Source organism: Corynebacterium lizhenjunii, from assembly GCF_011038655.2.
GTDB lineage: Bacteria > Actinomycetota > Actinomycetes > Mycobacteriales > Mycobacteriaceae > Corynebacterium > Corynebacterium lizhenjunii.
The window spans coordinates 156,251-176,893 of sequence record NZ_CP064954.1; the positions used below are offsets into that span (position 1 = coordinate 156,251).

Here is a 20,643-nt window from a genome sequence, read left to right on the forward strand (position 1 = left end):
GAGGGGCGCGGATTGCGTTGCGCGGAGAGCACGGACGGACTGTGGCGCACGCGGGAGGGGCATCGGCAGGCTAGGGCTGCGCAGCGTAGTCCTCGCGGCGCTTGACCCAGGCGATAACGCGGGTGGTCAGGGGCAGCAGCACAATCTCAATCAGGGTTTTCCACACAAACCCCACGGTGACGTAGTTCAAGAAGCCGCCAAAGCTGTCAATGCCGATGACGGGAGCGGCGATGGCGCAGAAGATGAGGGTATCGCCAAATTCGCCCACCACGGTGGATGCCACCAGGCGCCCTACCAGGCCTTGCTCACCAGAGCGCGCTTTCATGCGCGTGAGCGTCCACGCGTTGAGCAGCTGCCCCACCAAATAACCGGCCAAGGACGCGAGGAGAATCTGCGGCAGCAGCCCAAGGGTGGCGGCAAAGGCCTCCTGGCCTTCATAGAAGTCCGCGGCGGGCAGCCAAATCGCGATATAGAAGCACACGGCCGCCAGGATGGCCATGGCAAAGCCGATGTAGATGGCCCGGCGGGTGGAGGTGAAACCGTAGCACTCAGAGAGTACGTCGCCCACAACGTAGGCCAGGGGGAAGAGGAAGAAGGCGCCATCGGTGATGAGCGGGCCTAGGGCGACGCCTTTGGTTGCGGTGATGTTCGAAATTAGGAAGGTGACGACGAACACCGTGACCAGCCACGGGTACAGGGTGGACTGTACCGGGATGAATCGGATGCTCTCGCCACCGGTTGGGGTGGTTGCGGTTGCCGATTGTTGTTCCATGGCAGCTCATCTTTCCACGGCGGTTAGCTTCTTCCGGCAGCGGGTGCGCATGGAGGCAGCGGGTGTGCACGAAAGTAGCCGCCGGTGCAGCTCTGCCGTGGTGCCCAATGGCTATGCGCGCTGCACACGACAGCGCGCCCGGGGCTACTTTAGTAGCCATCGCGCGGGTGGGTGGGTGTGCACCTTTGGGCGAGCTTTTCAACGCCATTTCCGCAGCATAGGCTATGTATCACTTGCTCAGGACGGCCAGTTAGAGCAAGTCCCCAATACGGGTAGTTCGTGTTACTGCAACCTTAGAAGGAGATCCATCATGATTACTCTGATCATTGACGCTATCACCGGCATTTTCAAGACCCTCCCGGAGATCATCGGCGCATTCGGCGGCGCAGGCTCCTCCACCGCTAACTCGGTGGGTTCCTCCGCTTCCTCCGTTGCTGACTCCGCTGCTAATGCCACCAAGTAGCAACTAGCCTTTCAGCCCCCGCCCCGGGTTTCGCGCCTAGGCCGGGGGCTGTGGCGTGCGGCTAGACTGTGGGGCTATGTCTGCTTCCCAGCCTGCCCCCGCCAACTCTGCTGATGCCGCGCTTGCCGATACCGCCCCTGCCGGACGCTATGCCCCCAGCCCCAGCGGGGACTTGCACGTGGGTAATTTGCGCACGGCGCTGGTGGCTTGGGCGTGTGCGCGCAGTTCGGGCCGCCGCTTTGTGTTGCGGGTGGAGGATATAGACACGCAGCGATCTTCGGCGGAGTCGGCGGAGCGGCAGTTGGAGGATTTGGCGGCGTTGGGCTTGGAATGGGACGAGGTGCTCTACCAGTCCCAGCGCCATGAGGCTTACGCCCAGGCTTTGGGGCGCCTGCCGCACTATGAGTGCTATTGCTCCCGCAGGGATATTCAGGAGGCGGCGCGGGCGCCGCATGCCATCCCGGGGCAGTACCCGGGGACGTGCCGGGAGCTTTCTGCTGCCGCGCGGGAGGCCAAGCGCGCTGAGCTTGCCCAGGCGGGTAGGGTGCCAGCGATCCGTTTGCGTGCGCAGGCGCGGGAGTTTAGCGTGCGGGATCGCCTGGCCGGGGAGTATACCGGGGAGGTGGATGACTTTATTTTGCGTCGTGGCGGCAATGTGGCCCAGTTGCCGGAGGCGGGCCCGGATTGGGCGTATAACTTGGCGGTGGTGGTTGATGATGCCTTCCAGGGCGTGGACCAGGTAGTGCGGGGGGATGACTTATTGTCTTCGGCTCCCCGGCAGGCCTTTTTGGCTAGTGTGCTGGGCTACCCGGTGCCGGAGTATGTGCACGTTCCGCTGGTGCTCAACGCTGCGGGGGTGCGGTTGTCTAAGCGGGATGGGGCGGTGACGTTGCGGCAGCTGCGCCAAACGCACTCGGTTGCCGAGGTTTTTGCCTACTTGGCGGCGAGCCTGGGCTCGCAGGCGCGTGAGGCACAGGAGTTGGTGGAGACGTGGGGAGCAATTCCGCGGGAGCCGGTGGTGTTTGGCGGGCTGTGAGCGGACTATGACGGGATGTGACTCGAGCCGAGATACTTCATTTGATGAATTAGTAGCGGCTTAAACTGCGGAGTATAGTTGCTCCAGTGCGCACCAGTTGGAAAATATTTACACGAGATATTGCGCGCCTCGGCCGAACTGCTAAGGCCTGGATCATCATCATTGGCGTCCTGATTACACCCGCACTGTATTCCTGGGTCAATATCAAGGCGTTCTGGGATCCCTATGGCGCCACCGCAAACATTGCTGTCGCTGTGGTCAATGAGGACACCGGCGCCCGGACGAATGTTACGGGTCCGGTCAATGTCGGGGCGCAAGTGGTGCGAGAGCTAAAAGACAATGACCAGCTCGGGTGGCAGTTTTTAGACGCGCGGGAGGCGCAGCGCGCGCTCGAACGCGGGGACATCTACGCCAGTATTACCATCCCCGCGGATTTCAGCGCGGACCTGGTGGGCATGCTAGACGGGACCTTCCACCAGCCCCAGCTGATCTACCGAGTGAATGAAAAGATCAGTGCCATTGGGCCCAAGATTACCGATACCGGGGCCAACAAACTCACTGAGCAGATTGATGCCTCCTTTAAAGAGCAGGTAGCCAAGGCCGCGACTACCGCTGTGCGTGTTGAGGGCAAGGACATTGATGCCCGCCTGTCTAGCGCCCGTGAGCGTAGTGAACGCTCCCTGGCCAGTACTGTCGAATCCTTGGGGGAGGCCGAAGAGCGCGTGGCAGCCGCCCGGGCTACCTTGGCTGGCTCGCGGGATTCGCTACAGAGCGCCGACGCCGGACTGGAAGCTGCTGCCGCGGCAGTCGAAGACGCCCGCGCCGTGTTAGTGCAAGTCCAAGAACTAACCAGCCAGGCGCAGGGGATGGTGGGGGACTATAGTGCGGCATCATCAAGCGCGATAGTGGATAGCACCGCAGCGGTGGCGCAAGGAACGGCCCAGGCCCGCGCCACTGCGGCCGAGCTGAGCGCCGCCTTGGGGGCAGCCGGTGGGCAGGTGGAGCGCCTGCACGGCAACGCGAACGCCGCAGTCAGCGCCGGCGAGGATACCCTGCGGCAACTGCGCGGCCTGCTGGACTCCGCAGCGCTAAGCCCCGCGGTGGCCGCCCCGCTGCGGGATTCCCTGGCTGGCATTGAGGCCGCTACTGGACGCAGCCGCGCCCTGGTCAGCCAGATTGATGCCCTGGCTGCCGATACCCAGCAAGCCGCCCGCGAGCTTAACGCCGCTGCCGATGCCGTGGCCGCCGCCGGGCAAGAAACCCAGGCCCTGGGCCAGAGCCTCCAGGACACCGTGGGGACGGCCGTGCCGCAGCTCAACCGCACCATGGCGTCGCTGAGCGCCCGGGCCGGGGCTTTCGCTGCCACCCTCGATACCCGCAAAGGCCAGGTAGAAGACGGCAGGGAGCTGCTGCGGGGCATCGGCAAGCAAATGGAGGCTGCAGACGGTGCCCTGGCCAGCTTCGGGGAAAACCTGGACAGTCTGCGCACCAGTGTCGATGCCACCCGCCGAGACCTGGTGACGTTGGCTGCAGCCACCCGGCCGGACGCGCTGAGCACCATCACCGGGCTAAACTCCCAGGAAATCGGGCACTTTTTTGCGGACCCGGTGGAGGTCACCAGTGAGGCCGTCTACCCTGTGGGGTCCTATGGCTCCGCCATGGCTGCGCTGTTTACTAACTTGTCGCTGTGGATTGGCGCGTTCATGCTGATCGTGATTTTCAAGGTGGAAGTGGACCGGGAGGGCTTTGAGCGCATCAGCGTGGGCCAGGCCTACCTGGGGCGTTTCCTCCTGCTGGCGCTGTTGGTGGTGGCCCAGGCGGTGGTGGTTACCGTCGGTGACCTGGTCATTGGCGTGCACACCGTCAACGCCCCCATGTTCGTGCTCACCGGCGTTCTGATCGGGCTGGCGTATTTGAGCATCATATATGCGCTGACTTCGGCGCTGGGACACCTGGGCCGCGGCCTGGCCATCGTGCTTATTATTCTGCAGATTCCCGGCGCCTCCGGGCTCTATCCAATTGAGATGATGCCCGACTTCTTCCGCGCGCTCTACCCGCTGCTGCCGTTCTCCTATGGCATTGATGCGCTGCGGGAGACCATTGGCGGGTTCTACGGCCTGCACTATCTGCAATACCTGGGGGTACTGGGGCTGATGTTTGTGCTGGCCTTCATCATCGGCCTGCTGGGGCGCCGGGGGCTGGCGCACTTCAACCTGTTGTTTAATCGCGACCTGGCGCGCACTGAATTTATTAACGCCGAACGCGTGCAGATTGTGGGCGACGGCTACCGCATTGCCGATGTCCTGCGCGCCCTGCAAGGCCCCGAGGCCCTGGCCGCCGACTTGGAACGCCGCACCCACAACTACCGGCGGTGGATCCGCTGCGCCGCCTGGCTGGGTGTGGCCGGCATGGTGGTTCTGGGCGTCGTGGCCTGGGCGGTGCCCAGCCAAAAGCCGCTGCTGCTGGGAATTTGGACCCTGTGGTGCATGCTGCTCATTGCCGTGACCTTGCTGCTGGAGTACATCCGGCAGTCCGTGGCCCAGTCCACGGAGCTGGTCCACCGGGATCAGGACTTCTTGCAGCATTCCGTGGCGGCCCGCGGCCAAGGCGTGCACATTGATGCCGGCACCACAGCCGACGGTCCCAGTGCAGTCGACGGTCCCAGCGCAGCCGACGGCGACGGGGCTATCGCAGCCGACGGTCCCAGCGCAGCCGACGGGAACGGGGTTAGCGCAGCCGACGGTGGCAGCAGCGACAAGGAAGGAGCCGAAGCATGAAGCACGCCCTAGAGGTATTCCGCACAGACTTGCGCCACGCCCGCAACAGCGTGATGGCGTCGGTGGTGCTCTTCGGCTTGGTGGTTATCCCTTTGCTGTTTACGTGGTTTAACGTGCTGGCCACGTGGGATCCATTTGATAACACCAGCCAGCTCAAGGTGGCGGTGGCCAGCGAGGACACTGGCTACGACAGTGATATCCTTCCGCTGCCGATAAATGTTGGCGAACAAGTCCTGTCCCAGCTGCGCGCCAACGAGCAACTGGACTGGGTGGTCACTAATTCGGAGGATGCCCTGGACGGGGCGCGCTCCGGCGCCTATTACGCGGCGATCATCTTGCCGGAGTCCTTCAGCACGGACATGCTGACGTTTTATACCCACGGCTCCCATTCGACGGATATTGCGCTCTACACTAATGAGAAAAAGAACGCACTATCGCCGAAGATCACCGGCGCGGGTGCAGAAGGCGTGTCCTCCCAGATTGCAGAGTCCTTCACCGAGACCCTGGGCGAGGTGACCCTGGGCGTGGTGGCTAACCTCAATAGCTTTGTGGATTCCGGCGACACCCAGGCCGCCCTGGACCGCGTGGAGCAGCGCGCGGCATCTGCTCAGGAGCAGATGCGCAGCAGCGCCCGGACCGCGCGGGCCCTGTCTGATCTGGTGGCCTCCACCGTCCCGCTATTGGATAGTGCGCAAAACATCCTCAACCGCCCCACCCCGGAGATTCCCCCGGCCAGTGGCGGTGTGGACGTGCCCACTGAGGCTCTTGATGCCGCCCTGGCACGCACCGTTGAAAGCTATGGCACCGTGCGTGAGCGGGTGGCAGCGCTGCAACGCACTGCCGACTCCACCCGCCAGACCCAGGCCGGTGCCCTCAATCTTCTCGCGGATCAGGTTGAGTCAACCACCGCGGGCTTCCGCGGCATGCGAGATTCTGTTAATGCCGCCCTCAGTCCTATCAATCCCGCCCAGGCAGCCATCATCACCGGCCAACTGGACCAAGTGATTGCGGCGCAGGACGCGGTGCAGGCGCGCTTGCGGGCGGCGGTGCCGGAAGGGGGTATCGGCAAGCAAGAGCTCGACAGCCTGGACAAGGCGCGGGACTCTATTGCTGGTCTGCGGCAATCGGAGCTGCGTGCAACGGTGCAGGAGCTGCAGGACTCCCTGAGTGGGCTGCGCGGGACGCTGTCCGGGCTAGACACGCCCACGGAGCTAAACACCGACGGGCTGCGACGCACGCAGGCGACCACCGCCAACCTGGCCCAAACCCTGGATGAGCACGCGCAGACCCTAGGGGAGCTGCGCCGCGAGATTATCTCTGCCCGCGACACTGGTGACTTGTCCGGGCTAGCCAAGCTCGCCGGCGCCGACCCCGATGCCCTGGCCAGCGCCCTGGCCGCCCCCGTCGGCGTGGAGCGCCAGGCTGTCTACCCCGTGACGAGCTTCGGCGCGGGTATGGCCCCGCTGTACACCACCCTGGCACTGTGGGTGGGGGCGCTGCTGTGCTCGGTCTTCTTGCGTACCGATGCCCCCGTGGGCTCCCCGCGTCCCATCGCCGCCTACTTTGGCCGCTTTGGTATTTTCGCCCTCCTGGGTGCCGCGCAGTCCACCCTGGTCAGTCTGGGTCTACTGTTCTTTGTCCAGATTGAACCCGCGCATCCCGTGCTGCTGGTTGTGGCCTCCTGGGTGGCGTCTGCGGTGTTCATGTTCCTGATATATGCGCTGGTCGCCGCGCTGGCCAACGCCGGCAAAGCCCTGGCGGTTCTATTGCTGGTGATTCAGATTTCTAGCTCTAGCGGTGCTTACCCGCTGCACCTGCTGCCCGAGTGGTTCCAAAACATCAGCCCCTGGCTGCCCGCCACTTACGCCATCCGGGCTTTCCGCGCCGCCATCGCCGGTACGTATCACGGCGACTTCTGGCTCTCCCTGCTAGCACTCTTGGCCTTCGTGATTCCCACCCTGCTCCTGGGCACCGTCCTGCGCAAACCTTTGGAAGCCTACACCACCAAGCTCAACTCCGCGCTGGAGTCCACCAAGCTGATGTAGCTGCTGGTGGGCCCTGTTGCGCTGCTCGCGCTGCTCGCGCGGCGGCTCGATGGCGCGGTGCGCGGTGACCCGTTTTCTGCGCGTAAGGCCCACGATTTTGCAGGCGCAAAATTGATGCCCTTCCGCGCAGAAAATGCACCATATTAGGCGGCCCATTAGGGGGCCTGTTCAGGGGCAGATAAAAAATTTCCCCGGACCCGAAGGTCCAGGGAAATCTACTGGCGGAGGATAGGGGATTTGAACCCCTGAGGGATGTGACTCCCGCACGCGTTCCAGGCGTGTGACATAGGCCGCTAGTCGAATCCTCCGCTGAGAAACATTAGCAGGGTGGGCAATGTGGGGCAAAATCTGCAGGTAGCTCAGGGATTTGCGGAGGGGCGGCGGCATAGGATTGGCGCGCAAGGGGGTGGCGCGCTAGGATATGGGAAGGATTTCGCGTGGCGTACATCCTGTGAACTCCCCCAGGGCAGGAATGCAGCAAGGGTCAGCAGGCTCTGACGGGTGCGCGGAATCCCTTTACACTTTCGGGGGAGGGGGCTTCCAAAACGTGGGTTCATTGTTAGTATTAGGCGAACGCTAGTCACCGCTGGCAAAACACTTACTCACACTGAACTCGAGGAGGAGCGCATGTCGCTGCTTTCGTTGGACTCCGCGCAGCTGCAACAGCTGATGGAACGCACTCGCAAAGACTACGAGGAACTGCAGGCCAAGGGGCTCAAGCTAGACCTCACCCGCGGCAAGCCATCCAAGGCGCAGTCCGACTTGGCTAATGATCTGCTCACGCTGCCGGGGGAGAGCAGCTACACCGATGCTGCAGGTAACGATCTGCGCAACTATGGCAACCTAGAGGGCATCCGGGAGCTGCGTGAACTGTGGGGCAAACTGCAGGGGATTAGCGCCGACCAGCTGGTGGCAGGGGATGCTTCTTCCCTGAACATCATGTTTGACCTCATTTCTTTCGCCTACACCTTTGGTACCAATGACTCGCAGCGTCCCTGGGGCCAGGAAGAGACCGTGAAGTGGATTTGCCCAGTTCCGGGTTATGACCGTCACTTTGCTATCACGGAGCGCTTCGGCATTGAGATGATCACCATCCCCATGCTCGAGGACGGCCCGGACCTGGGCGCGGTGAAGGAGCTGCTGCAGGACCCGCAGGTCAAGGGCATGTGGGTAGTGCCCATGTTCTCTAACCCCACCGGCTACACCATCAGCGACGCTAAGGCACGTGAGCTGGCTAGCCTGGAGGCCGCCGCCCCCGACTTCCGCGTGGTGTGGGACAACGCCTACGGCGTGCACACACTGACCGAGGACTTCCCGGAGATCCTGCCCATCATCGACTACGCCGAAGAAGCCGGTAACCCCAACCGCTTCTGGGTGATGTCGTCTACCTCCAAGATCACCTTCGCCGGCGGTGGCGTGGCGTTCTTCGCTTCCTCTAAGGCCAACCTGGATTGGTACTTGGACATCGCGGGCATCCGCGGGATTGGCCCGAACAAGATCAACCAGCTGGCTCACCACCAGTTCTTCGGCTCTGCGGAGGGTGTGCGCTCTGTGATGCGCCGCCATGCCGCATTGCTGGCGCCCAAGTTTGACGCTGTGCTGCGCATTCTCGAAGAACGTCTGGGCGAGTACGAGGTTGCCCACTGGACCAAGCCGGAGGGCGGCTACTTTGTCTCCCTCGACGTGGTCGACGGTACCGCCTCGCGCGTGTGGGAGCTGGCCAAGGACGCCGGAATTGTGCTGACCAAGGCCGGTTCTGCCTTCCCGCTGGGCCAGGATCCGAATGATCGCAACTTGCGCCTGGCTCCTTCGCTGCCGCCGCTGTCTGAAGTGGAGACCGCCATGGATGGCGTGGCCACCTGCGTGCTGTTGGCTGCGTTGGAGAAGCTCAGCGCCTAAGTCCGCTTGGCGCGGGGCCGCCTTGCGCCCAAGGCCGCCCTGCGCCCAAGGCTGACCTGCGCCCAAGCCCGCCTAGCGCCTACCCCGGGGAAGGAACCCATGAACGGTGAAGAGACCGCCTATTGGCTGGACTCTGTGGTCCCAGCACCGCTGGAGTTCAAGGACGTAGACGGCCACCGTCTGGCGTTGGCGGATGTGGGCAAGGGGGAGAACTTGGTGGCTACCACCCGTTTTGCGGAGGTAGACACTGGTTTGCAGGCTCATGACCCGGAGGATGGCCGGGATAAGGACGTACGCTGCGAGATTGTGGCTGTGGCGCGCGCTGGGCAGGCAGAGATTGCCCAGGTGGTCATTGAGGCCGCAGAATTGCTTGCCGATGCCCGCGTGATTCCCGCCCAGCCAGGCACCCTACTGCCCATGCTGGGCCCGGGCCGCCATGGGGTATTAATTGCGCCGTATCTGTGGGGTGGGCAGGCCCCGCAAGTCAAGGAGCCGGACCGTTGGACGCTGGTGGTTCAGCTGGTGGTGCTGAGTGATTCGGAGTATGCCTACGCGGTAGAAGAAGGCGTGGCTGCGCTGCAGGAGGCGGTTGCAGAGAATGATATAGATCTGCTCGACTGGTCTCGCTTGACTGTAGACTGAGAAACCGTGGCTCTATACCGGAAGTACCGTCCAGCAAGTTTCGCCGAGGTCGTTGGCCAAGAACAGGTCACGGCCCCTTTGTCGGCTGCCCTTGATGCAGGGCGTATTAACCATGCTTACTTGTTTTCGGGTCCACGCGGTTGCGGTAAGACGTCTTCCGCGCGCATTATGGCGCGCTCGCTTAATTGCGCGCAGGGGCCTACGTCGCGCCCGTGCGGGGAGTGCGACTCGTGTGTGTCGTTGGCCCCGGGTGGACCGGGCAATCTGGATGTGACGGAGCTAGACGCTGCTTCCCACAACGGTGTGGAGGATATGCGTGAGTTGCGGGATCGCGCGTATTACGCCCCGGCGGATTCGCGCTACCGTATCTTTATTATTGATGAGGCCCACATGATCACTCCGCAGGGTTTCAATGCCCTGCTGAAGGTGGTGGAGGAGCCCCCGGCGCACCTGATCTTCATCTTCGCCACCACGGAGCCGGAGAAGATGTTGCCCACCATTCGTTCGCGTACTCACAATTATCCTTTCCGGCTGCTGACCCCGTCTGCGATGAAGGGCCTGCTGGAGCGCACCGTGGCCGCGGAGAATATGCATGTGGAGGACCTGGCGTATCCCATGATCATCCAGGCCGGTGGCGGTTCCCCGCGCGATACGCTGTCCATCCTGGATCAGTTGCTCTCCGGTACTGGCCCGGAGGGCTTGTCTTATGAGATGACGCGGCAGCTGCTGGGCGTTACGGATATTACCGTGATCGACGGTGCCATTGCGGCCCTGGCTAATAATGACAAGGCCGCGCTCTTCCAGCTCATTGATACCGTAATGGAGGCTGGCCACGAGCCGCGTCGCTTCGCCATTGATTTGCTGGGGCGCTTGCGGGATCTGTTGGTGTTGCAGGCTGTCCCGGACGCTGTCGAGGCCGGGCTGGTGGTCACCCCTGCCGATCGCGTGGAGCACCTCCAGGCCGAGGCCGCCAGTTTCCAGCCCGCGCAGCTTGCGCACGTGGCCGCTACCGTTAATGAGGAGATGGCCAACCTGCGTGGCGCTACGTCGCCGCGTTTGCTGTTGGAGATTCTGGCCGCCCGCCTGTTGGCCGCGCCCGCTTCCACCCCGGCGCCCGCCTCCGGTGCGCCGTCCCCCGCCCAGTCCGCCGCGGCTGCCGCAGCCCAGTCTTCTGGCTCGTCTGTGGTCAGCTCCGGCGCGGAGTTGCTGGCAGCCCGCCGGGCGCGCACCCAGGCTAAGTCTGCCGATGCCCCCAGTCCCGCACCGTCCCAGACCCCACCGCCGCAAACTCAAACGCAGCAGGCGCCGCAGCAACAACCGCAGCAGCAACCCCAGCAGCAGGAAAAACCCGCGCCACCGGTGGAGCCAGCGGCGGAGTCCGAGCCCCAGCGCCAGCCGCAACCCCAGCAGCAGGCGGAGCCTGAGCCCCAGCCGGATCCGGAACCGCAGGGCAAGCCGGCGGACGGCGAGGTCCTGGAGACCATCCGTTCGCAGTGGGCGCAGCTGCGCTCCGAGGTTGGCCAGCGCAACAAGGTCGCTGAGATCATGCTTACTGAGGCCCGCGTCCTCGGCATTCGCGAAGGCACCGTTGTGCTGGGGCACACCACAGGGGCGTTGGCGCAGCGTATTAATGCTGAGTCGAATAACCGCGACATTGTGGCAGTTCTGGAGCAGCGGGTGCGTCCAGGGTTGAAGGTGGAGTGCATTATCGGCTCCACGCCCGAGGCCGCGGGCCTGCCACCTTTGGCGCCACCGCCGCAGGCGTGGAACCCGAACTCGCCAGCTCGTGAGTCCGCCCCGGCTGCCGCCGACAAGGAGCCTGAGAGTCCTAACCAGCAGCAGATCGCCCAGCCACAGGACACTCCTGCGCAGAATCCGCAGGAGCAGAATCAGCAGTCGCAGGGTTCCCCAGTGCAAGAGCCCCAGCCGCAGAACAACGGATGGGGAGCACCGCGGGCTATCGGCACGGAGACGGCCTCGCCAGCGCCTGACAATGACGCGCCCGCAGAGTCCGCGGTCGAGGCTCAGCCAGAGCCTATGAAACAGCCGCAGCCAGAACCACAGCCTGTGCCTGCGTCAGCGGCTGCGCTAGCCTCTGAGCCAGCGCACCGGTCGCAGTCTGAGGGCGAGCAGGGAGGGTGGCGCGAGCGCATCGCGCGTGCAGCCCAGGTCAGCGCAGAGGCCGAGGAGGAGTGGCAGCGCCACACGCCGTCTTTTAGCAACGGCGTGCCGTTGCCGCCAGAGCCTGCCCCGGAAGAAGACAGCGCCCCGCCGGAGGACGTCTACGCCGCAGCGGAGCCAGCGCCCGCGCCTGCGGACTCGTGGTCGCAGCAGCCGGCACCGCAATCGGCTGTCGCGCAAACACCCGCCCCGCAGCCCGACCCGCAATCAGCGGCCCCACTGAAGGAACAGTCCCAGTCCGAACCGACCGCCCGGCCGGAGCAGGCGCAGTCGGCACAGGCTGCGGGGCCAACGCAGAGGCAGTCGGCACCGGATCCGGATTCACAACCAGCGCAGCAGTACAGTGCACGGGAACGCCTGGCCCGAGCACAGGCCGCGGCGGAGGAGAAGGAAAGGGTGCGGGAGGGGGCATCGGCAGACTCTGTAGTCGATGCCAGCGCGCGGGACGAAGAAGAACGCATGATGGCAGCCGAGGCCCAAATAGTCGGCGAACGGGACCACCGCACCGCCACCGAAATGGCTGTGGACTTGCTCAAGCAGGAGCTCGGCGCGCGACTGGTGTAAAACGCTACACTGGGACACCGAGCCAAAATAATGAAAGGTTATTGAATATGACTACCCCGGATCCGCAGCAGCAGGCCCTCGACATGAACGAGCTGATCGCGCAGGCTTCCCGCGTGCAGGCAGAACTGGCCCGCGCGCAGGAAGAAATCCTCAACACCAAGGTCACCGGCACCGCCGGAAATGGCCTGGTCAAGGTCACCATGACCGGCGGCGCAGAGCTGGAAGAGCTGGAGATTGACCCCTCTGTTGTTGACCCCAATGACGTGGACACGCTGCGCGACCTGATCATCGGTGCCTACAAGGAAGCCCACGCAGCTGCCGCCCAGCTGGCGCAGGACAAGATTGGTCCGCTGTCCCAGGGCATGGGCCAGTCCCAGCAGGACTATGACGGCCCTTCGTTTAGCGACGTTTTCCGTGGCGCACAGCAGTAGCGCGCGGGCCGTGGCCTAGAATCGCAGACCGTGGTTGTCCACGGTCTTTTCTATTGTTTTATTTCGGCGTTGATGTGCCGTTGACGTGGCGTCGCTGTGGTGCTGAGTGTGTGAAGGAGCTAATGCGTGTTTGAAGGCCCATTGCAAGACCTCATTGATGAGTTCTCTCGCCTGCCCGGCATAGGGCCCAAATCCGCGCAACGCATCTCTTTCCACCTGCTGCGCACGGACCCGGAGGACATCACTCGCTTGCAAGAAGCGCTGGGGGCCGTGCGCGATGGGGTGAGCTTTTGCCGGATCTGCTGCAACATCTCCCGCGAAGATGTCTGCCGGATCTGCATTAATTCGCAGCGCGACGCCACCACAATCTGTGTGGTGGAAGAGCCCAAAGACATTCAGGTTATAGAGCGAACCGGGGAATACAGCGGGCGCTATCACGTGCTGGGCGGCGCGCTGGACCCGCTGGCCAATGTTGGGCCGAAGGACTTGAACATCTCCCAGCTGCTGCAACGCATAGCCGGGGTTCTGCCGGACCGGGAGCTGGCGGACTCCACGGAGCAGGAACCGCTGTACGATGCCACCCCCGAAATCTCTGAGGTCATCCTCGCCACCGACCCCAACACCGAAGGCGAAGCCACCGCCGCCTATCTGGTGCGGCTGCTGCGTGACTTTCCGGACCTGACCATCACCCGCCTGGCCTCCGGCATGCCGCTGGGCGGCGACTTGGAGTTCGTGGACGAGCTCACGCTCTCGCGCGCCTTGTCCGGGCGGCAGTTGGTCTAGGCGGTAGCTGGTGTAGGGGTTAGCTGGCTGCAGGTGTCTGCTGGGGTAGGTGTTGTCCTGGGTCGGGATTAGGAATGCCGCGGCCTGCAAAGGGATAATGTGCGTAACCCTATCCGAAAGTCGAGGAGCAAAGGCAGAGCAATGTCACCACATTTCCTAGCAGCGCTTTTCTCCATTGGGTCGATCATATTTTTGATCGCAGGTTGGAATGGCATATACAACCTAGATCAATTTGCAGTCGACGCGGAGACTATGAGCGGGTCTAATTTTGTCTACTAGCATACCCACCGAGCGCTCGAGTACCTATCAATTTCAGGAGGACTCTTGGTTACTTCGATATTGATTAACTTGGTCGGTGTATATCAGGACAAGCGCGAACTGGAAGCGGAAACTAGGAACGCTGGAGACTAGGTGGCGAGGCGTTTACACGCCTACGCGCCTGCGAGCCGGGCGCCTACGTGCCTAGGTGCCCAGGCGCTCAGCGCGCAGGCGGTCGACTGCCGGCAGGTCCAGGGGCTCGAGGTCTTGCAAGCGGATGCCCATGGCTTGCGCCAGCAGCAGGTCAGCGAGCTGGGGTTGGGCGCCTGACTTGGCCCCTCAGGGTGTGATTAACTTAACCCTTGACGCCTAGGCCTGCAGTTTTGGTCCTGAGAGGCCGGGTTTTCCGCACTAAGGGGGTAGGGGACGGGGTTGGTTGTAATGTGGTTTTTGTGAGCCCGTATATTCGTACCGTTACCACCGCCTCAGGTGCTACTGCTGTGTAGATGGTGTTAGGGGAACGAGCAGGTAAAAAGGCGATGAAGCATATCGCCTCAGCCCACGGTGACTATGAGTTTGTTGGTGTAGGTGTTAGCTGGCTGTAGGCGTCAGCCGGAGTATCGCTAAAGTGCCTGGTGCGAACACTGAAGAATTACCGCTCATTCACCCTCAACGTTGGCGGCCTGACCGTCTATGCCCACGCCCCACTACCCGCCGATATCAGCGAGCTCATCGCAAAGCTCAAAGTCTGACTAAATCGACCTTACTCAGTTCTAGAGAGAAGCATGGAGTGCTAAGAAGTGGGCAGTGTCACGCTCTGTCGCACTAGCATCAATTAGTTGTGCCTGATAGGTTTTCCTTGACGAGCAAAAACTTGGAAGGTGAGGTTCGGTTCATGGATAGGTCAAATTACTTGAACGTGAAACTGTCTGAGGAGTTTTTCCATATCTCATACACTCCTACAAACTGGATGACTGTTCCGGAAAAGTGTCTTGAGGCTATGGAAAGCTGGGAGCCTATTGCGTCGGAGACGCTGCCAGAGTTTGACTTTAAGAAATTCGTAGATCAGTACTCGAACCATGCGGCGGTCCTTGAAGATTTGCGCGGGGCCCTGGGGAGCGGAATAGTGGAAGATATTATTCTTATACTGGAGCACGAGGAATTTCTGAAGGGGCCAAAGGGCAATTTACTTCACGATGGATTTACTAACCGCCGCAAGATTGAAATAGCCGTGGAGCAAGGTGTTGCGATTGAGGTGGTAATTCCCTCATTTGCTGGAAGGCCGCACAATCCGGCCGCGCATCGACGGGTATCTCCTGATTTGGGAGAAGTCTATGCACTATTGCGTCTATGGGATATTTCACGTGCAGTCCAGTCTGTTTACGTGCCGGGCATCAAATTCACATTAATTCTGGATGGTAAAATCTACCGGCCGTTTTATGGGTATTCACATGACGAGGCGGTTCCTTATCAGAGGAATCTAGATAAGCAAATTGAGAAGCTTGGTGCTGCCGGGTTCCTTAGGACTGTTGATATGTGGGATCTTTATGAAGCGCGCCGCACGGACGTTGATTCAATAGAAGGCGAGGTTCGTGAGTATGTAACCAGGCAGTGGAACGATGCGGATCTTCCTGCGAGAAAGGAGCTCATTGCGGCACTTAGGCAGGGGGTTGAGACAACCCCGATCACCGTCGCGTTAATTGAAATGTATAAGAGTGGGTCTTATCGGCAGGTGGACCTCAAAGAGTTCTTTGATCGCGCAGAGCAATGTACTTTGGCCCGCGCGGAGCACGCGGCATATGAGTATACTGTCCTTTTGACCGTCATGCGGCGTTTAGAGCTGGTTCAACGTGCATTTCCTCATGCTATTCGTGGTACTGTTCATCCTAAACCTGACCAGTATTCTCCGATAATGCGCAGTGCAGATACTGTCGTTTCGCCGTGGCATGGGACAGCAATTCTTCGCTTGGATGGCGAGATTGTCACGGAATATGAGGCAATAATATTCCAGGAGCCGAGCCGCTATAAGGCATGGTTTATTGACGGCGATGAAGCTCCATTCTTTTATGAGGAAATTGCTGGATAGTGGTTGAAGAGCGTGTAGGCCCTGTGAGATATGTAGTGGGGAGAATTTGGCCAATAGTCATTACTCAGGCGTGCGTAGCAACTGGCGTTGGTCTTAATCTAACTGTTGCATCACTGGCAACGGTGCAAGTTACTGGAGACGAGCGATTTGGCGGGTTAGCGCAAACCTGCACAATCATAGGAGCTATGGTCCTTACGATTGTTGCAACCCAAATTGCCGCGCGGTGGGGCCGGATTATCAGCCTGCGTTTTACCATCATATTTGCCATTGCAGGGTCAGTTGTTTGTGCTTTAGCGGTAGGGCTAGGTAACCGTGGAGAAATCCTGTTGTTTCTAGGCTTATTCTTGCTTGGAGGCGGCACGGTAAGTGCTCTGAGTGCGAGATTTGCGGCTGTAGACAAGCTTGGGTCAGGAAACGATAGTACAGCCGCAGCAGCGATCGCCGTGGTACTCATGGGCTCCGCCATCGGTTCGGCTGTCGGACCCAATCTTTACGGTCTTTTCGCGGAGTGGGATCCCCAGTGGCTTACGCCCATGCAGATGGCATTCGCGGGCTCAGCCGTCTTGTTCATGTTGGCTCTGGCACCTCTTGTTGCGGAGCGGCGCCGCAGCTATATGCCCGTCGGCTACAGGGGGCGTTCCTCTCTGAAGAAGGTACGAGTGCAGTGGAATCGAAACGTCATCACTGTATTCCTGGTGGCAGCATTCAATCATTCTGCGATGATTGCGTTGATGACCATGGCGCCGCTGCATACTGATCATCTTTTTGGCCCGGCGGGGTCGGGTTTGGTCATGACAGCACATTTGCTGGGGATGTATGCATTCGGAATCTGGGTTAGCAAGGCTCTCAGTAAAATCGGACCTCAGGCGACGTTATTGCTCGGGGCAGTTATTCTTGTTGGATCTGCGGCTGCTTTGATTGTCCTCCATCACTTACTTATCTTCTTCATTCTGGGCCTTTTCGGGGTAGGTTTGGCCTGGTCTATAGGAATGATTACAACGTCGTCACTTGTATCTAGGGTGTCAGATGTCGACCAGCGGGTCGCACTCCAGGGTGGCCTAGATTTTGCTATCAATGTTGCTGCGGGGATAAGTTCTCTCAGTGCTGGCTTGATAGTAGCCGCTGTGGGTTATCCCGTCCTGGCCGCAATCGTTTTGGTGACTGCCTGCAGCTTGATACTTCTTTTTGCATTGGTTCCCGGACCGCCCGGCGTTGCCTCTGATGGCTGGGAGAAATAGAGAACCAGAAGCTCGGGGCCGACGGTGCTGGCACGCCTAGACGCTCAGGCGCTCAGCGCGTAGGCGGTCGACTGCGGGCAGGTTCAGGGGCTCGAGGTCCTGCAAGCGGACGCCCATGGCCTGCGCCAGGAGGAGGTCGGCGAGCTGGGGATTGCGGGCCAAGGCCGGGCCGTGCATGTAGGTGGCAATGACGCTGCCCTGGGTGGCGCCCTCGGCGGTGCGCTGGGAGGGGGCATCGTCAAGGTCAAGCGTGGCGGCGGAGTCAGCGTTGCCCACGCCGCGGGTCACGCGGCCCAGGGGCTGGGCACCAGGGCCCAAAATGGTGGCGCCTTGGTGGTTCTCAAAACCGGTCAGGGGCTCGGTGAGCTCCGCCGTGATGCCCGCACCGGTGGGAGTGGAGGCAACCTCACCGATGGCACGCTGCTCCAGTGCCACGGTGGTGGCATCCAGCAAGCCCACGCCGTCAACCACACGGCCAGATGCGCGGAAAGACTCACCCAACACCTGCAGGCCGGCGCAAATGGCAAAAATAGGCCGGCCAGCGTGGGCGGCGCGGGTTAGCCCGCCGTCCGCAATCAAGTGCTCCGCAGCCAGGATCTGGGCAGTGTCCTCGCCACCGCCCAAGGTGTAGACGTCTAGGGTCTCCGGGACGGCCTCGCCCAACTTGATGGCATGGATCTGTGCATCGATGCCGCGCAGGCGGGCGCGTTGGCGCAGGACCAGGGCGTTGCCGTCGTCGCCGTAGGTCCCCAGCACATCGGGGAGAATCAGGCCGATATTAAGCATTGTCTGCCTCCTTGAGCTCCTTCTGCTCTTTGAGCAGGGCCTTGCGCAGGTCGCGGAAAGCCGTGTAATTTGCCAGCACCTCCACGCGCCCCGGCGGGCAGGCCTTGATGGCCTCTAGCGGGGAGTCGATGAGCTCGTGGGAAATATCGGCGTACACCAAGCGCACGGCCAGGTCCGTGCCGCGCTCCCCAGAAGCCTTGACCGCTAGCGAGGCAAAGTCTTCAAAGCGCACATCCCACAGCCAGGACATATCTACGCCGTCGGCTACCTGGCCGTTGGTGGCAATCACCAGCCCCGCCGCATCACGGTCCACCATGGACAGCGCCTCTTGCCAGCCGGCGGGATTCTTCGCCAGCAGCAAGCGCACCTCGTGCTCGCCTAACGTGATGGTGGAGTAGCGGCCCGCCACATCATCGACAGACTCGCAGGCACTCACGGCGTCGGCTAGCCCTACCCCGCAGACCTCCACGGCCGCAGCGATAGCCTGGGCGGCGTTACCGCGGTTGGCGTTGCCGGGCAGGCGCAGGCTAAGCGGCACGGGGGCATCGGCAGACTCAGGCGTCCACAAACCTTGCGCATCCACGGACCAGGAAGGTTGCGGGCGGCGGAACTCCCGGCCATCTGGCAGTGGCTTGACCGCCCACCAATTCTGCCCCTCACGGGTGATGTGGCCGCCGGTGCGGGGGCAGGTGACGGACTCGCCCAGCCAACCGGCTCCCGCGGAGACCCAGATGACATTGGGGGCGTCATATGCCACAGAGGTCATCAGCACGTCATCGCAATTGGCAATAACTGTCATCTCCGGGTGGGCCTCGACAGCCCCACGCAGGGCGCGCTCAATCTTATTAATCTCGCCCACCCGGTCTAGCTGGTCCCGGGAGAGGTTAAGCAGCACCAGGGCCTGGGGGGAGAGGGCATCCGCCACGTGTGGAACGTGCAACTCATCGACCTCCAACACCAGGTGGGAGGCGTCCTTGGCGGCTAATAGGGCGGAGATGATTCCGGCGTCCATGTTATCGCCACCCTCATTGGTGGCGACGGTGTGCGTGCTGCGCACGGCGGTGGCCAGCATGCGGGTGGTGGTGGACTTGCCGTTGGTGCCGGTGACTAGCACCGCGGGGCGGCCTGCACTTAAGGAGGACATGATGGTGGGGTCCACGGCGCCGGCTACCAGGCCGCCGATCATGCCCCCGGCGCCGCGGCCGGTAGCGCGGGAGGCCGTGGTCGCTGCCCTGGCTGCCGCAATGGCCACTGCGGTGCGAGCGGAACGCAAAGCGCTAGTAAAACTCATGCGTTCCAGCGTAACCCGCGCGCGGGCTTAGGTGCCGGAAGCATGGCCGGAACCGCCCCGCCTGCGGCGGCCCCCGCGGCGGCGCCGACGCTGTTGGTTGTTTTTGGCCGCGCTGGCCTGGGCTGTTGCGTTGCTGGAGGTAGCGCGCCTAGTGGGGCGGCGTTGGGAGCGACTATTAGCGTTGGGCACCGTGGGGTTGCGCTGCGGGGACTTGCGCGTAGTGCCGTCGGTCTCCAGGACTGCCTTGGCCTCGGCGACATCGTCAAGCAAGAGCAGGAATTCCTCATCGCTGACCAGCGGAATGTCCTTGCGGTGGGCGTGCATGGCCTTGCCAGTTAAACCGGCGTTGTCCTGGGCAGCACGAGGAAGCTGATTGCATGCCACAATGGAGGTCTCTCGGCTGAGCTTTTCCACATAGTTCAGCTCCGCGCGCACGCCCGCGGCAATGAGCACGTCCGGGTCTAGGCCCACCTCGGGGGCCACGGCAAACTCCATGCCCTTGCGCAGCCGCCCGCCGTGGCGCCATACGCCGGGGTTGGTGTGTAGGCGCGGGGCCTGGGCAGCATCTACCCGCACGTCGCTGCGCTGCAGTCCGAAGCGGTCCGCGCGCAGCTGCTGCGGGTCCAGGGTGGCAAGCTTCCCAGTGCGCAGGGCAAACAGCAGGTCTATCAGTAGCTGGGTGGCCTGGCGCGCGCTGTGGCGTGCGGGTTCTTGGGCCCGGTTTGCCGATGCCCCCTCATACTCACCCAGTCCCACTGCCGCAGCCACTGCCGGGAGGCGGACATCGTGAAGTGAGAGCTGTTGACGCCGGGCGGTGGCCAGGGTGTCGATAATGGCCACGGGACGGGGGACGTGGCCGACCTTGTGGCGGCGGCGCCTGCCCCTACTGCGGCCCCGGTTGCGTGCCCGATTAGCCCGGGCTGCAGCTGTCATGGCGCGGCGGGATTCGGCGACGAGAAACCCCCAGGCCTCTGTGCTGTCATGCACCACCAGGGTGCGCCCGTCGATGAGGCGGTTGAGGGTCTTGAGCTGGGTAGAAAAGAGCTGGCCTTCGGCAAAATCCCCGGAGCTAAGTCCGTGGTGATGGCGTGGGCCGGGATCGCCTTCTGGGTTGAGCACGGTGTGGAATTCTTCACCGAGTTCCCCGGCGTCATTGAAGGTCAGGGCGTCGATCAGCAACAACCGGGAGGTACTGGGGTGGATGCCGGAAGCCACCAGGTGGACCGCCACGTAGGGGTACGTGGCGATGAGTTCCTGGCGTTCGCGTTCGCGCTCGCCCTGCTGCGCTGCAGGCGACTGCTGCGCGTCTGCCTGACTTTCCGGTGTGCGGGGCGCTGGGGTGGCGGTACTCATTGGGACCAGTCTAGTGGACGCGCCCGCTGAGTCTGACA

Annotated in this window: 15 protein-coding genes, 1 tRNA gene, 1 other RNA gene and 1 pseudogene; 12 read left to right on the forward strand and 6 right to left on the reverse strand. The window is 62.3% G+C overall.

All coding sequences use genetic code 11. The features are described from left to right. Window positions 1-70 precede the first annotated feature (70 nt). On the reverse strand, window positions 71-772 hold the full coding sequence (locus tag G7Y31_RS00755; RefSeq protein ID WP_165011217.1) for a queuosine precursor transporter: 702 nt from the start codon (window positions 770-772) through the stop codon (window positions 71-73). Between the two features lie 310 nt (window positions 773-1,082). Between G7Y31_RS00755 and G7Y31_RS00760 the strand changes: the two genes are divergently transcribed. The 4 genes from G7Y31_RS00760 (at window position 1,083) to G7Y31_RS00775 (ending at window position 7,093) form a co-directional block, all read left to right on the forward strand. Next, window positions 1,083-1,235: a hypothetical protein gene (locus G7Y31_RS00760; protein ID WP_165011218.1), complete on the forward strand. Its 153-nt coding sequence runs from the start codon at window positions 1,083-1,085 to the stop codon at window positions 1,233-1,235. A 76-nt stretch (window positions 1,236-1,311) separates the two neighbouring features. Then, window positions 1,312-2,271, forward strand: coding sequence for a tRNA glutamyl-Q(34) synthetase GluQRS (gene gluQRS / locus G7Y31_RS00765; RefSeq protein WP_165011219.1), 960 nt, complete (start codon window positions 1,312-1,314; stop codon window positions 2,269-2,271). Window positions 2,272-2,357: 86 nt separating this feature from the next. Continuing rightward, entirely contained in the window at window positions 2,358-5,048 is a 2,691-nt protein-coding gene (locus tag G7Y31_RS00770; RefSeq protein ID WP_165011220.1) for a YhgE/Pip domain-containing protein, read from the forward strand. Next, window positions 5,045-7,093: a YhgE/Pip domain-containing protein gene (locus tag G7Y31_RS00775; RefSeq protein WP_165011221.1), complete on the forward strand. Its 2,049-nt coding sequence runs from the start codon at window positions 5,045-5,047 to the stop codon at window positions 7,091-7,093. Before G7Y31_RS00770 ends, G7Y31_RS00775 begins: the two co-directional genes overlap by 4 nt. A gap of 219 nt (window positions 7,094-7,312) precedes the next feature. On the opposite strand, the gene G7Y31_RS00780 is transcribed toward G7Y31_RS00775, so the two are convergent. Continuing rightward, a tRNA-Ser gene (locus tag G7Y31_RS00780) sits at window positions 7,313-7,401 on the reverse strand. 116 nt (window positions 7,402-7,517) lie between these two features. Here G7Y31_RS00780 and ffs point away from each other — a divergent pair. The 6 genes from ffs (at window position 7,518) to recR (ending at window position 13,593) form a co-directional block, all read left to right on the forward strand. Further along, an RNA gene (gene ffs, locus G7Y31_RS00785) (signal recognition particle sRNA small type) lies at window positions 7,518-7,614 on the forward strand. 106 nt (window positions 7,615-7,720) lie between these two features. Continuing rightward, window positions 7,721-8,992, forward strand: coding sequence for an aspartate aminotransferase type Ic (locus tag G7Y31_RS00790; RefSeq protein WP_165011222.1), 1,272 nt, complete (start codon window positions 7,721-7,723; stop codon window positions 8,990-8,992). 99 nt (window positions 8,993-9,091) lie between these two features. Then, window positions 9,092-9,634 (forward strand): suppressor of fused domain protein, encoded by a 543-nt coding sequence (locus G7Y31_RS00795; protein WP_165011223.1) that lies wholly within the window; start codon window positions 9,092-9,094, stop codon window positions 9,632-9,634. A 6-nt stretch (window positions 9,635-9,640) separates the two neighbouring features. After that, entirely contained in the window at window positions 9,641-12,379 is a 2,739-nt protein-coding gene (locus G7Y31_RS00800; RefSeq protein ID WP_165011224.1) for a DNA polymerase III subunit gamma and tau, read from the forward strand. Window positions 12,380-12,426: 47 nt separating this feature from the next. Next, window positions 12,427-12,810, forward strand: a complete 384-nt coding sequence (locus G7Y31_RS00805; RefSeq protein ID WP_165011225.1) for a YbaB/EbfC family nucleoid-associated protein — start codon at window positions 12,427-12,429, stop codon at window positions 12,808-12,810. 126 nt (window positions 12,811-12,936) lie between these two features. Continuing rightward, entirely contained in the window at window positions 12,937-13,593 is a 657-nt protein-coding gene (gene recR, locus G7Y31_RS00810) for a recombination mediator RecR (RefSeq protein WP_165011226.1), read from the forward strand. A 462-nt stretch (window positions 13,594-14,055) separates the two neighbouring features. On the opposite strand, the pseudogene G7Y31_RS11895 reads toward recR, so the two are convergent. Further along, a pseudogene (locus G7Y31_RS11895) lies at window positions 14,056-14,172 on the reverse strand (glutamine amidotransferase); the annotation flags it as partial. 649 nt (window positions 14,173-14,821) lie between these two features. Here G7Y31_RS11895 and G7Y31_RS00815 point away from each other — a divergent pair. Both G7Y31_RS00815 and G7Y31_RS00820 read left to right on the forward strand, forming a co-directional pair. Continuing rightward, window positions 14,822-15,937, forward strand: coding sequence for an L-tyrosine/L-tryptophan isonitrile synthase family protein (locus G7Y31_RS00815; RefSeq protein WP_165241374.1), 1,116 nt, complete (start codon window positions 14,822-14,824; stop codon window positions 15,935-15,937). Between the two features lie 35 nt (window positions 15,938-15,972). Then, complete coding sequence (locus G7Y31_RS00820) at window positions 15,973-17,175, forward strand: MFS transporter (protein WP_244977454.1); 1,203 nt, start codon at window positions 15,973-15,975, stop codon at window positions 17,173-17,175. Window positions 17,176-17,211: 36 nt separating this feature from the next. Here the strand turns inward: G7Y31_RS00820 and G7Y31_RS00825 are convergent, their stop codons facing one another. The 3 genes from G7Y31_RS00825 to G7Y31_RS00835 are packed head-to-tail and all read right to left on the reverse strand — an operon-like array spanning window position 17,212 to window position 20,605. Continuing rightward, entirely contained in the window at window positions 17,212-17,961 is a 750-nt protein-coding gene (locus tag G7Y31_RS00825) for a type 1 glutamine amidotransferase (protein ID WP_165010864.1), read from the reverse strand. Beyond that, window positions 17,954-19,252, reverse strand: coding sequence for a Mur ligase family protein (locus tag G7Y31_RS00830; RefSeq protein WP_165010862.1), 1,299 nt, complete (start codon window positions 19,250-19,252; stop codon window positions 17,954-17,956). The genes G7Y31_RS00825 and G7Y31_RS00830 overlap by 8 nt, the downstream gene beginning before the upstream one ends. Window positions 19,253-19,279: 27 nt before the next feature. Next, window positions 19,280-20,605 (reverse strand): DNA polymerase III subunit epsilon, encoded by a 1,326-nt coding sequence (locus G7Y31_RS00835; protein WP_196823584.1) that lies wholly within the window; start codon window positions 20,603-20,605, stop codon window positions 19,280-19,282. Window positions 20,606-20,643 lie beyond the last annotated feature (38 nt).